The sequence below is a fragment of the Paraburkholderia sp. J8-2 genome (assembly GCF_905220195.1).
Classification (GTDB): Bacteria; Pseudomonadota; Gammaproteobacteria; order Burkholderiales; family Burkholderiaceae; genus Paraburkholderia.
In genome coordinates this window covers 188,447-201,686 of record NZ_CAJMZA010000007.1, presented here as the reverse complement: position 1 = coordinate 201,686, position 13,240 = coordinate 188,447, and the positions used below count along the sequence as shown (strand labels likewise).

Below are 13,240 nucleotides of genomic sequence, written 5' to 3'. Positions count from 1 at the left end.
AAAAAGGACAAACGATGTTGCTCGTTGAACTGAAGCCGCTGGTGGGCCGCCTGAACGGCTTTTGCAAACAGGCGCTCGAAGATGGTGTCGGGCTGTGCGTGTCGCGCGGTCACTACGAGATCACCGTCGAGCATCTGCTGGTGAAGCTCTTCGACGATCATCAGGCCGATATCGCGTTGCTGTTGCGCCAGAACGATGTCGACGTTGCACTGATGCAGCGCGCCGTCAACTTGTCGCTCGAACAGATGAAGACGGGCAACGCGGGGCGGCCCGCGTTCTCGCCGCTCCTGCTCGAATTGCTGCAGGACGCCTGGCTCATCGCATCGGTGGACCTGCAGGAACCGCTTATCCGTTCCGGAGCGGTCTTGCTCGCCTTCCTCGCGCGCCCGACCTACTACGCGACCGGCGACTACGCCGCGCCGCTGCGTGCGTTGAATCGCGAAACGCTGATCCGTGCGTTCGACGCTATCTGCGGCGGCTCGGTCGAGGCCGGCGCGCGTGGGGCCTCGGCTGACAACCCAAGCGATGGTTCGGCGCCCGCGAGCGGCGACGGCAGTGCGATTGCGCGGTTCTGTGAGAACTTCACCGAGAAGGCGCGTGCGGGCAAGCTCGATCCGGTGTTCGGCCGCGACGCCGAGATTCGCCAGATGGTCGACATCCTTGCGCGCCGCCGCAAGAACAATCCGATCTGCGTGGGCGATCCGGGGGTCGGCAAGACGGCGGTGGTCGAAGGGCTGGCGCTGCGTGTGATCGAAGGCGACGTGCCCGACTCGCTGAAGGACGTGACGATCCTCGGTCTCGACATGGGCTTGCTGCAGGCTGGCGCGAATGTGAAGGGCGAGTTCGAGAACCGCCTGAAAGGCGTGATCACCGAGATCAAGGCGTCGGCCAGGCCGATCATCCTGTTCATCGACGAGGCGCACACGCTGATCGGCGCAGGTGGTCAGGCGGGCACTTCCGACGCGGCCAACCTGCTCAAGCCGGCGCTTGCGCGCGGCGAGCTGCGTACGATCGCCGCCACCACGTGGGCCGAGTACAAGAAGTACTTCGAAAAGGACGCGGCGCTCGCGCGGCGCTTCCAGCTCGTCAAGCTCGACGAGCCGGACGTCGACACTGCCGTGCTGATTCTGCGTGGCTTGAAAGCGAAATATGAAGACGTGCACGGGGTCGTGCTGCGCGACGATGCGATAGTCGCGGCCGCCGAGCTGTCGAGCCGCTACATCATGGGACGTCAGCTGCCGGACAAGGCGGTCGACCTGCTCGACACCGCCTGCGCTCGCGTCAAGGTGCTGCAAAGCGCGAAGCCGGACGTGCTGGAAAATACGGAGCGCCGCATCCAGGCCTTGCAGCGCGAGAAGCACGGACTTGAGCGCGATGCGGACAACCAGCAGCCCGTCAATCTCGCGCGCCTGGAAGAGATCGATACCGAGCTTGCGACGCTCACGGCGCAGGCGGACGAATTGCGCGTCTTCTGGGAAAAGCAGCGTGACGCGGCACGCGCGCTGCTGGAAGCGCGTGCGGCACGTCACGCGGCAAAGGCAAGCGATGCACCGGCCGATACGCTGCAAGCGCTCTCGGTGGCGATTACGGCCGCTGCCGAGGCGTTCAAGGCCGCGCAGGGCAGTCAGCCATTGGTCCACGTCGACGTCGATCCAGACGTGGTGGCGCGCGTGATTTCGGACTGGACCGGCATTCCGGTGGGCAAGATGCTGCGCGATCAGGCACAGAGCGTCATGCGCATGGCCGACACGCTGAAGGCGCGCATTCGCGGGCAGGATCATGCGATGGACCAGATCGCCGAAGTGCTCAAGACCGCCAAGTCGGGCCTGAAGGATCCCGATCAGCCGCTGGGCGTGTTCCTGCTCGCCGGACCGTCGGGCGTCGGCAAGACGGAGACGGCGCTGTCGGTGGCGGACATCCTGTTCGGCGACGAAAAATCGACCACGGTCATCAACATGAGCGAGTTCCAGGAGAAGCACAACGTGAGCCGCCTGATCGGCTCGCCGCCGGGCTACGTGGGCTACGGCGAAGGCGGTGTGCTGACGGAGGCGGTGCGCCAGCGTCCCTATTCGGTCGTGCTGCTCGACGAGGTGGAGAAGGCGCACCTCGACGTGATGAATCTGTTCTACCAGGTGTTCGACAAGGGCATGCTTTCGGATGGCGAGGGCAAGGAGATCGACTTCTCGAACACGGTGATCTTCCTCACGTCGAATCTCGCGACCGATGTGATCACCGAGATGACCGCCGGTGAAGACAAGCCCGATGCGGCGACGCTGCTCTCCGCCGTGCGGCCGATCCTCTCGAATCACTTCAAGCCGGCGCTGCTTGCGCGCATGACGGTGATTCCGTACTTCACGCTGCAGGGCGAGGCGCTGGCGGGCATCGTGCGGCTCAAGCTGGACAAGATCGTGCGGCGCGTTGCGCGCAACAACAAGATGCGCTTCACCTACAGCGAAGCGGTGGTCGAGCAGATCACGGCGCGCTGTACGGAAGTCGAAACGGGCGCTCGCAATATCGATTTCATTCTTCGTGGCACGGTGCTGCCGTTGATGTCGCAGGAGATCCTCACGCGTATGGGCGAGGGCTCGGCGTTGCCGGAAGTAGCGCTCGGCGTGGACGAGAGCGGCGATTTTGTTGTGAGTTTTCCGGGCTAGTCGCCGCGCGCAATCAGGCGTTGTCAACCCGACGCCATTGATGTTGGTCGGCGACTCAGCGCCACCAACACCGAAGAAGAACAGGACAGAAAATCAACATGGACTCAGCCGCCAGTCAGATCACCGCCAACAGGCGTTTCGATTTCAGATCGAGCGCATTCGCCAAGGACAACGACAAGTTCGAAGTGGTCGAGATGGAGGGGTTCGAGTCGATTTCGCGCCCCTTTCGATTTACGCTGACTCTGTCGTCCAGCGACGCGGCAATCGATTTCGACTTGATGCTCCGCAATCCCGTGACCTTCACGATCTACGGGCCGGAGAGAACGTTGAGCACGCCCTATCACGGCGTGCTCGCGGAGTTCGAACAGTTGCACCGTGCGGATGGGTACGTGTTTTACCGGGCGGTTCTCGTGCCGAGACTGTGGCGCTTGTCGCTGTACCGGCTCTCGGAAGTCTATCTGCAGGAGCAGACCATTCCGGAGTTGATCGAGAGCATCCTGAAGAAGGCGAAAACAGGCGGGCCTGACGACTTCGAGTTCAATCTGAAAGGAAGCTATCGGCAGCGTAGCTTCGTCTGCCAGTATGAGGAGACTGATCTCGACTTCATCTCGCGGTGGATGGAAAAGGAAGGCATCTACTACTACTTCGATCACTCCGGCAAAGCGGAGAAACTGCTCCTGATCGACGACAAGATCAAGCAAGCGCCGGGCGCGCTGAAGGTCGGCTATCGGCCCGACGACACGCTGGATACAGGTGTCGCGGCTGATTCCGTGCGCAACCTGGTCTGCCGGCAAAAGCCTCTTCCAGAAGCCGTTGTGCTACAGGATTACAACTACTGCAAGGCTAATGTGGATCTCACCGCGAGAAAAGACGTGTCGGCGGATGGGTTCGGTGAAGTGACCATATATGGAGAAAACTTCCTCGACGCGGACGAAGGCAGTCGCTATGCGAGCCTGCGCGCTGAGGAGATCATTTGCGGCGCGAAGGTTTTTTCCGGTGAGGGAGTAGCGGTGGGATTGCGCAGCGGGTACGCGATAGAACTGACGGGACATTACCGCGGCAGCTTCAACGGCAGCTATCTCGTGACCGAAGTCCATCACGAGGGTTCGCAGGCCGGCGCCCAGTTCAATGGTGTGAGCAATCCGTCCAGTTCAAGCGGACGCAGCAATGAAATCGTGTACCGGAACAGCTTTCGGGCGATTCCCCTCGACATCCAGTTTCGCGCGGAACGGGTGACGGCCAAACCCCGTGTAGCCGGCACGATGAATGCAAAGATCGACAGTGAGGGGAAGGGAGAGTACGCCGATCTCGACGAGTTTGGACAGTACAAGGTGCAGTTGCTGTTCGACAAGACTGACAAGGACCCCAACAAGGGATCGGCACGCTTGCGTATGGCAACGCCGTATTCTGGTACCAACCATGGCATGCATTTTCCTCTGCATAAGGATGCCGAGGTGCTGCTGTCATTCATCGACGGTGATCCGGATCAGCCCGTGATTGTGGGCAGTTTGCCGAATTCGGAAAATCCGAATGTGGTGACGCAGGCAAATGAAAGTCAGAACGTCATCGAGACGGCCGGCGGGAATCGGGTCCAACTCGATGACGCAAAGGGCGACGAGAGTATCTGGCTTCATTCGCCAGCGGGGAAAAGTTCGATCGGCATCGGCTCAACGGTTGCGGACGGAGGAGGTGGAAGCCTGTGGTTTGCTACGACCGGTAGTTCCGGAAGCCTGGCGGCACTGTCGACCTCGTCTGTCAGCGGAATCGCGAACTCCTCAGTGGCGGGCGTCCAGATTGGTGTGACGGCCCCAATTCTCAGTCGTAGTTCTCTTTTGGATTCTGCCATCACCAGAAAATATTCAAGATGGACAACCCACGACAGCAAAACGGTGGTTGGGGAAAAATCTTATGAGGTCTGTCGTGAGAAATATTTGAAGGCTGATAAGAGCGTATTGATTATGGGCGGGCTTAGCAGCGACGTAGCGATAAAAAACCTTTCCATCAGGAAGTGGTGTGGACGTATCGCCGCCGCGCTTTCAGCCTTCGATTGGGGAATGGCTGCGGCTTCGGTAAGTGAGTATGCAGCTATAGGATCTGTCCAATGGGGCGAAGTTGGCAACATTGAAAAGGTGTCGAAAGAACCGATCAAATCGTGGGTTGGCTGGACGAAGACAGCTCTGGGTATTGGTCGAACTGTATATGATTATAAAAGAAAAATTAGTGATGGGCTGGTGCAAACCGCAGAAGAGAATTATCAAAGCACCCTATCGCTTGACGACGAGAGTGTGTCTCTGAATTTCAAGAATAAATTGATGAACCCCGCGAGCAACCTGAAATTGAATGCGAAGGGCGCGATTTTGTCTTGTGATTCATCGAAAAAACGGGGGAGTGTGGAGTGCACGGGGAAAAAAGTTCGTCTGGAGGTTTTAAATGATGGTGGTTTGAAAGCTCGGACCTACCTTGCGGTTAGAGACGGAGCTATATCTCTGCGCCTCATGGATGATTTTTCCAGTAAAAAAGCCTCGCTGCATCTCGCGGAAAAACAAACGTCCATGTCAACTAAAGGGACTATGAAATTCGAAGCAGGCGCGGACATAACCGTGAAAGCCGGAGAAGGTAAGCTGATACAGCTAGGCTAAAGATGAAGATCCTCTGCTCCAATGATCTCGCGATGCATTATCGCAGCCTGCAGTTCGCCCAGCGTAACGCACTCGTGATCGGCATGATGGCGTGCTTCCGGTTCGCACAAACCGGCCGGAATGCGCTGATCCCTGGCAATGAGATGTGGCCGCTCGTCACGCAGGTGTTGGGCGAGGCCGGCCTATTGGATGAGGTATATCCGAAGCCCGCGGGAGAGTACACGGTCTACGGGGCAGCGTACGCGCCGGAGGGCCGGGCTGTCGAACAACTTCGCGTCAGTGTTTGCCTCGGTTCGTTGAAAAAATCGCTCATCGTGACCGGCAATCGCCAATTCAATGCCATCGGGCTCATGTCGCGGCCGAAGCCGTTCATTCGCATGCCGATCGTTCCCGAGACAGCATTCGGCGGCGACGGCTTTGCGGACAACCCGCGCGGGAAGGGTTATGGCGAAACGGGAGACGCCGACGGCGCAACAGTCTGGCCATTGCCGAATATCGAATATGAATACGGTCGTATTGCAAGCCGTGGTGAACGTATTGCACCCGCTGGTTTCTGGGGGTTCGACATCGCGTCGCCGCCGCGCCAACAGTACCTTGGTACGTGCGACGATCACTGGCTCAAGCATGATTGGCCACACTTGCCAGCCGACACGCGCTCCGAATTGTTTATGAGTGCCGCCCCCGACCAGCGGCTGCGGACCGGCTATTTCTCGGGCAACGAGTCCTTTGAAATCGCCAACATGCACCCGGTGCGGCCGACGCAGAGAGGGGCTCTGCCGGGGCTTCGCGCACGATGCTTTGTCAACCAGAAAACGTCCACTGGCGATTTGCTGAGCGAAGTCACCGCCCATGCAGAGACTGTCTGCCTGTTCCCCGAACTCGACTGCGGGGTCGTAGTCTATCGCGCGATTTTCCATTGCGCGGACGACGAAGCGAGCGACGTGAAGCATATCAAGGCCGTATGGGAGACGTTGAACGAAGTGCCGCTGCCTTTTGAGCACTACCGGGCCGAGTTCGAGCGGGAAATCGGCACTGTGAATGCTGAAGCGGCATCCGCCCAGCCGCTAGCGGGAACCGGTGAGATACAAGCGGAGCAGGCCACCGCTGAGGCGCAGCCGCCCGGTAATGCAGCCGTGAACACGGATACGGAGGCGTCGGCCACGGTAGACGTGGAGCGCGACGCACAGTTTGCAGGCATCCATGCAATGGCTGAACAATTGGACGCGGAGATGCGTGCACTGATGCGGCAGCACAACGTCAGCGACGTTGACCTCGAGAAATTCATGCCCAAGCCGGAACCGGTTGGGCCTGCGCCCACGTTCGAGGAGCTGCAGAGGCAGGGTGACCAGTTGGGTGATGAGCTTCGGTCGTTGATGGAAAAGTACAACCTGACCGATGAGGACGTGAAGAAATTCATACCCGAACCGGAACAGGAGGACACGCCCTCATTTGCTGCAATGGGAAAAATGATGGCAGAACTGAGCGCCGAGACCCGGGCGCTCATGCAAAAGTACAACCTCACTGAAGAGGATCTTAAACGCACGCTGCCGCCAGAAGTCGTGGAAAGCCTGGGTGAAGGTTCGCTTTTGGAACCGCCCGATGTCGATTTCGCTGCGCTCGATATGAGGCAGCCGCCTCCAGCACCTGAGTCGGAACTCCGATCAGGGGCAGTTCCTCCGGCGCGTGCAGCCGCGGAAGATGCCGCCGCCGCTGCACTGACGCGCGAAGACGTTGCAGCCCGCCATGCAACGCGTGGCAGCTTTGCGGGCTATGACCTGACGGGGCTGGACCTTTCCGAACTCGACCTCACGGGTGCGGACTTCTCGGGCGCTACGCTAGATAGAGTCTCGTTTGCAAAGAGCCGGCTTGACGATGCCGTTTTTGCGCGCGCGTTGCTACGCGGAGCCGATTTCAGCGAAGCGACGCTTGAGCGCGCGAGGCTCGATGGCGCTAGCGCCGAGGGCAGCACATTCGCAAAGGCCAATCTGCAAGCCGCGCAACTTGTCGGGGGCGATTTCAGCAGCAGTGACTTTTCGGAGGCTTGCCTCGCGAAGACTGAACTGGATCGGGCAATATTCGACAAGGCCAGGCTGCCTGGTGTGAATGCCGCCTCTTGTCGAGCGCAGCAAACGAGCTTTACCGAGTGTGATTTGAGCGGTGCGAACTTCAGCAACGCAACGCTGCAGAGCGCGAGCTTCAACGAAAGTCGCCTTGCTCAAAGCCGCTTCTGCGGCGCGCTTTGCGAGCACGCCGAGTTCTATGGTGCCGAAGGCCACCAGGCCGATTTCACCGGCGCAGACCTGCGCAAGTCGCGTGCTGACGAGAAGACCTGCTTTGATGAAGCGGACTTTGCGAGCGCGCAGATCGCGCACGCGTGCTGGGACGGTACACAACTGCGCAAAGCGTCGTTCGAAAGTGCAAGGCTCGACCATGCCGACTTCACGCGCGTGCAGGCAAGAGGCGCACAGTTCCGCCTGGCCTCGGCCAAAGGTACCCGCTTTGAGCACGCCGACCTGAGCGGCGCGGAAATGAGCGCCATTAACATGTTCGGCGGCTCGCTGCGCAAAGCCAACCTGAGCGGCACCCGCATGCAGGACGCCAACCTGTATGGCGTGGACTTCGGCGGCACTCAGCCGACGTTCGCGAGCGTCGAGCGAGCAAACATCGACTGCACCATTCTTCAATACCGTCCGCCCGTCATATGAGCCCTACGAATCCAGGTACACGGACGCGCATGGATGCGAACGAGGCACGAGCGGCACTCGCGCGCACCCAACGGATTGACGATGCGGACCTCTCCGGCGCAGATCTGTCGGGTTGCGACCTGTCCGGGTGTCGCCTTTCTAACGTGACGCTCGAAGGCGCAAATCTGCGGCAAGCGAGACTCGACAACGCGGACTTGCGGCAAGTCAGTTTTGCGGGCGCACAGCTCGAAGGCGCGACGGCTCAGCAGGCCCGCTTTGAAGATGTGGACTGGAGTGGCGCTGTCGCGAGCGCTGCGGACATGAGCTTCGCCTCTTTCGACGACTGCAACTTTACGCGGACGTCGTTCGCAGGCGCGCGCCTCGCGCGCTGCGACACGAATAGCTGCATTCACGTCGACACGGATTACGCGAAAGCTGATCTGTTCCGCTGGTCGGCGTCGCAAGCGGATCTGAGCCGGGCGCAACTGGGTGGGGCATCGCTCGTCAAAGCTTTTTTGCGCGGCGCCAACCTGAACGGTCAGGACTTGCGCAGCTGCGACCTGACCATGACGAGTTTTGACGGGGCCTCCCTTCAGAGGGCGAATCTGGCAGGGATGACGCTCGATAGAACCAGCTTCCTCGGCGCGCAACTCCAGGGCGCGGATCTTCGCGGTGCGCGCGGCCAGTATGTTGGACTGATCCTCGCTGTGCTGACGCAGGCAGACATTGGCGACACGCATTTCGACGGTGCGAATGCGAGTGAAGCCGATTTCGGCGGCGTGCAATCGGGCGGTGCATGCTGGTCGAAATCCGTGCTGTGCCACAGCGTCTGGCGTGCAGCATCGCTTCACGGCGCAAGATTCATTTATTGCGATCTATCGCACGCCGATCTGTCCGACGCCGACTGCTCGGGCGCGGATTTCAGCGGTGCCAATCTTCACTCGCTCGTGCAGAAAAACACGCTCTGGAGCGGGGCGAAGCTGGATGGCGCGCGGCAAACCGATCCAGTATTGGCGCGCGCCGAAGCGTGGCAGCCGCCCCACACCGATAAACGCTAAAGAGGGAGAGTCCTTTATGAATCCCGCACTCGTATCAATAACGCGCCCTGGCAGCGATCAAGCTGTCTCGATGACATACGCAACGGTAACTGGTCGTGCCGGTCAGTGGTATTTCCTGCAGACGGCTGATGTCGTCTCGACTCGCGCCCTGCGCGCCGACAGTTGCCTGATCGATCCAGACTGCGGAGATCGGGTGCTGGTTTGCACGGGCGGTTCGCATACCGCTTCGTACATTCTTGCCGTCCTTTCGGGCGCAGTTCAGGGTGCCGCCGCAATCGTGCTGCCCGGCGAGGTTTCCCTGCATACGGACGACGGCGTCTTGAGGGTCGAGGCAGACCAGATCGACATGCACGCACGCCGGCGGGTGGAACTGGATGCGCCGGAGATCGGCATGTCGGGGTTGCGTGGCGAGTTCAAGTTTGCCCGGTTCGACGCCACCGTACAGCAGTTGCAAGCCAGTCTGGGTTCCGTGCGCACTCTGGCTCACACGATGACGAATACCGTCGGGCGGCTGATCCTGCGCGCTCGCGACAGCCTGCGCTGGGTCGAGGACACCGATGAAACTCGAGCTGGGCGCGTACGCATGCATGTGGACGAGCGTTTCCACATGTCGGCGCGGCACGCAACGGTACTGGCGGAAGGCCAGGTCAAGATCGACGCCTCGAAAATCGACCTCGGATAGGACGCCATCATGTTTGCAGTTACCGTGGAAGCCGGTCAGTGCATGAGCACACCGGACGTTTGCAAGACGCCCGCGCCGCCGGGGCCACCCGTGCCAGTGCCGTACCCGAACATCGCGATGCCGCAGATGGGCTATCAGCTGACGCAGAAGGTACTGATCGTGGGCAAGCCGGCACTCACGAAGGCGTCTCAAATCCCGAACTCGTCCGGCGACGAACCCGGCGTCGCAGGTGGTGTGGTGTCGGGCAAGGTGATGGCCGAGATGAAATTCACTGCAGGCAGCATGACAGTCAAGTTCGAAGGCAATGCGGCTGTGCGCCTGAACGATCCGACTCAGCATAACGCGGGCAACGCGGTGGGCGCGGTCCTCGTCCCGAGTCAGAACGTCGTTATGGTCATGAGTTGATAGTTAGGAAGGGGCAATGAAGACTATCTGGATTACAGCATTCGACAAAGAAAAAGACGCCACCCGCGTCGCCGCATTGTCGCAGTTGCTAAAGCAATACGGCCTCGCCACGCAAGGCCACTTCTGGGTCGACGAACCCGAAAAGCTCGCGTGGCGAGCGGGGCTCGATGCGCTCAATGCCGCGCGAGCCGACCTCTGGCTGATCCTCGCCGACGACGACACGCTCGCCAAGCCTTCAGTCCGCTACGGACTATCGGTGTTCGCTGCGAGCCTGCGCGCCGCGCGCGGTTCAGGCTTTCCCGTTGTGGTGTCAGCGGTGAAAGGTATTGAGGACATGCCTGCGCTACTCGGCGACGCGACCGTGCTCGTAGAAAGCCATGCCGCGTGGCCGGCGAAGATCGTCGCGCGCGCGAATCTCGCGAAGGCGGGCGAGCCGCAAGACCATCGCTTCGAGGTGGTCGGCGAAGAGCAGCTCGGCCAGTGGTTCGCCATCGGGCCGCGTAGCGGCGAGTGGCACGGCGTCGTGTTCGGCGTACACGGCGGTGATGCGAAGATCGATTTCCAGGCGGTGGGCCCGCGCGGCAAACTGCCGGAAAAGACTGTGCTCGAATACGCGCAGGAAGGTCTGACGTTGCAGGTCGGAGAGCGAGAGTACACGGCTTGGGCGGTGCGCAACCGGCTTGGCGATGGCGATGCTTACTACGCCCGGGTCAAGGGATCGCCGGAAAGCATTCTTTTCCTGCCCTACACCGAGGACAGCGAGGCCAGCGCAACGATTCTGCCGCTGGTTTGACGCGGCGTTCCCCAGATCGCTTTCGATTCAGTTTTGAATAATGCCGCATATTGGTCTTTCTTCACTGCTTCAGTACACCAGAATATCTGCAAAATTCGTGGCGGCGGGCAACGCTCCACTGCAAAAAAATGAGGCACTGACAATGGCCGAGTCTGTAAAGAAGAGCAAGGCCGCAAAGCGCCTTGGAGCTTGCACGCGGGTTGCGCGGCCGCTAGCCGGGTTGGCCAGCATCGCGGGTGTGCTCGCGCTCGCCGCATGTGGAAGCACGCCGCCGAAAGATCCGCTCGCCGACGTGAACTGGAGCTATGCCGCCGACTCGATCATTCTGGAGATAAGTGCCGATCCGGCGCTCAACCAGTACGACGGCCAGTCGCACACGCTGCTGCTCGGGATCTACGAATCAGGCGATGCACAAGCCTTCCGCAATCTCACCGCCGAGCCCAGTTCGCTGGCGGATACGATGGCATCCGGCAAGGTGCCACAGGCCTTCAGCCAGTTTTCGCGCTACGTGGTCTCACCAGGTCAGCACTCCTGGCTCATTCTCGATCGAGCGCAGAACACACGCGCGATCGGCGTGGCCGCGGGTTATGCGCAGTTCGGCGTGGCCAATGCGGCTCGGCAATTCGACGTGCCAGTTGTCACCAAAACTTCAGGTTTCATTTTCCGTACGCACAGCCAGTTGCCCGGACCGCTCGTCGTGCGGCTCAACCTGGGCACGCAGGGCATCCTGAACGCCGAAGTCCAGTCCGACGGGCCAGACCCCGCAGCGTTTCAGCACGCGCAGCCGCTCGAAGGCGGCGGCAAGCAAATTCGTTTGAGTGGCGCCGCTCCGGCTAATCCGGATGCAACAGGCGCCACGACAGGCATTCTGGGCGCCGCGAGTGCGCAGGACACGTCCTTTCGCAAGCTCGCTAACTAGCATATCGATCCCATCACATGGACCATAACAAGGGTATCTATTGGCACCAGGGCATGTTCATGCAGCCCCAGCACTTCCAGCTGGCGGCGCTGCACGAACAGTCCCGTAACAAGCCTGTCTTCGAGACCGGCTTGCCGCACTTTTGGGGCGTGGGCGCGCTCGACATCGCGGCGGGCGCGATTGCACGCCAGACCATCGAAGTGCGATCGGCGCGGCTGATCTTTCCGGATCACACGTATGTCGAATTTCCCGGTAATGGGGTGCTTGCGCCGCGCTCGTTCGACGCAAGCTCGATCGGCGAAGGGCGCACGCTGACCGTCTATCTCGGTGTACGCAAACTCGCTGCCGAGGGCAACAACGTCACGTTGTGCGAATCGCTCGACGCCGCTGCCGCCGTGCAGACGCGCTATGCGAGTCTCCAGCACCCGCCCGAGGTGCCCGATCTGCACTCGAACGGTCCCGCCGCGCCGGTGCATACGCTCCTGCACGTGCTCAAGATTTTCTTCGAAGGCGAGACCGCCAATCTCGGCCAGTACGATCTCATTCCGATCGCGCAGCTTGCGCGAATGGGCGATACCGTGACGCTATCGGACCGCTTTGTTCCGCCGTGCCATGCATTGTCCGGGTCCGATACGCTGCTGCGCATCGTTCGCGAGATTCGCGATGACGTGGTCGGGCGCGCGCACCAGTTGCAGGAGCTGAAAAATCCGCGCGAGCTGCAGAAGGCCGAGTTCGATCCAGGCTACATGATGCTGCTGCTCGCCATGCGTACGCTCTCTCGCGCCGCCCCGAGCCTCGTGCATCTTGCGCAGACGGCAACAGTCCATCCGTGGCACCTGTACGGCGAATTGCGCCGCCTGGTGGGCGAACTCAGCGCGTTTTCCGAGCGCTTCGACATGCTCGGCGAGGCGCAGGACGGCACGCCCGGTCTGCCGTCTTACGATCACACCGATCTCTACACCTGCTTCTCGCGCGCGCAGGTGTTGATCGGCTTTTTGCTCGCGGAGATCGCAACCGGACCCGAGCATCTCACGGTGCTCGACTACCGCGATGGCATGTTCGCGGGCGATCTGCCGCGCTCGTTCTTCGACCGGCGCAACCGCTTCTATCTCGTGCTGCGCACGGAGCAACTGGCAGCCCAGGTTGTCGATGGCGCGCTGCACGATGCGCGCCTCGCCAATGCCGCCGACGTCACGCGCCTCGTCGCGCATGCGTTGCCGGGGCTCGAACTCATCCATCTGCCGAACGCGCCTCAAGGCATGCCGCGTCGCGCGTCGTCGAACTACTTCCGGATCGAGCAGGTGAGCGAGCTGTGGGATGCCGTCGAACGCGACGAGAACATCGCGCTGCAGTGGCCCGATGCGCCGCAAGATCTGCGTGCCGAAATTGTCGTGCTGCGGAGATAG

The 13,240-nt window shown here is 60.9% G+C and carries 9 protein-coding genes; all 9 read left to right on the top strand.

The genetic code is table 11. The annotated features are described in order from the left end of the window. The first annotated feature begins 14 nt into the window (after positions 1 to 14). Positions 15 to 2,654, top strand: coding sequence for a type VI secretion system ATPase TssH (gene tssH / locus U5A52_RS18385; protein WP_321935727.1), 2,640 nt, complete (start codon positions 15 to 17; stop codon positions 2,652 to 2,654). 98 nt (positions 2,655 to 2,752) lie between these two features. Continuing rightward, complete coding sequence (locus U5A52_RS18380) at positions 2,753 to 5,293, top strand: type VI secretion system Vgr family protein (RefSeq protein WP_321935726.1); 2,541 nt, start codon at positions 2,753 to 2,755, stop codon at positions 5,291 to 5,293. A 2-nt stretch (positions 5,294 to 5,295) separates the two neighbouring features. Continuing rightward, a complete protein-coding gene (locus tag U5A52_RS18375) occupies positions 5,296 to 7,998 on the top strand; it encodes a DUF2169 domain-containing protein (protein WP_321935725.1) in 2,703 nt (900 codons plus the stop codon). Between the two features lie 29 nt (positions 7,999 to 8,027). Beyond that, positions 8,028 to 9,035: a pentapeptide repeat-containing protein gene (locus U5A52_RS18370; RefSeq protein ID WP_321935724.1), complete on the top strand. Its 1,008-nt coding sequence runs from the start codon at positions 8,028 to 8,030 to the stop codon at positions 9,033 to 9,035. A 16-nt stretch (positions 9,036 to 9,051) separates the two neighbouring features. Further along, complete coding sequence (locus U5A52_RS18365) at positions 9,052 to 9,717, top strand: DUF3540 domain-containing protein (RefSeq protein ID WP_321935723.1); 666 nt, start codon at positions 9,052 to 9,054, stop codon at positions 9,715 to 9,717. A 9-nt stretch (positions 9,718 to 9,726) separates the two neighbouring features. Further along, entirely contained in the window at positions 9,727 to 10,122 is a 396-nt protein-coding gene (locus tag U5A52_RS18360) for a DUF4150 domain-containing protein (RefSeq protein WP_321935722.1), read from the top strand. A 16-nt stretch (positions 10,123 to 10,138) separates the two neighbouring features. Further along, on the top strand, positions 10,139 to 10,915 hold the full coding sequence (locus tag U5A52_RS18355) for a hypothetical protein (RefSeq protein ID WP_321935721.1): 777 nt from the start codon (positions 10,139 to 10,141) through the stop codon (positions 10,913 to 10,915). Between the two features lie 142 nt (positions 10,916 to 11,057). Continuing rightward, positions 11,058 to 11,834 carry a type VI secretion lipoprotein TssJ gene (locus U5A52_RS18350; RefSeq protein WP_321935720.1) on the top strand — a complete coding sequence of 259 codons (777 nt, stop codon included), beginning with the start codon at positions 11,058 to 11,060 and terminating at the stop codon, positions 11,832 to 11,834. 17 nt (positions 11,835 to 11,851) lie between these two features. Then, positions 11,852 to 13,240: a type VI secretion system baseplate subunit TssK gene (gene tssK / locus U5A52_RS18345; RefSeq protein ID WP_321935719.1), complete on the top strand. Its 1,389-nt coding sequence runs from the start codon at positions 11,852 to 11,854 to the stop codon at positions 13,238 to 13,240.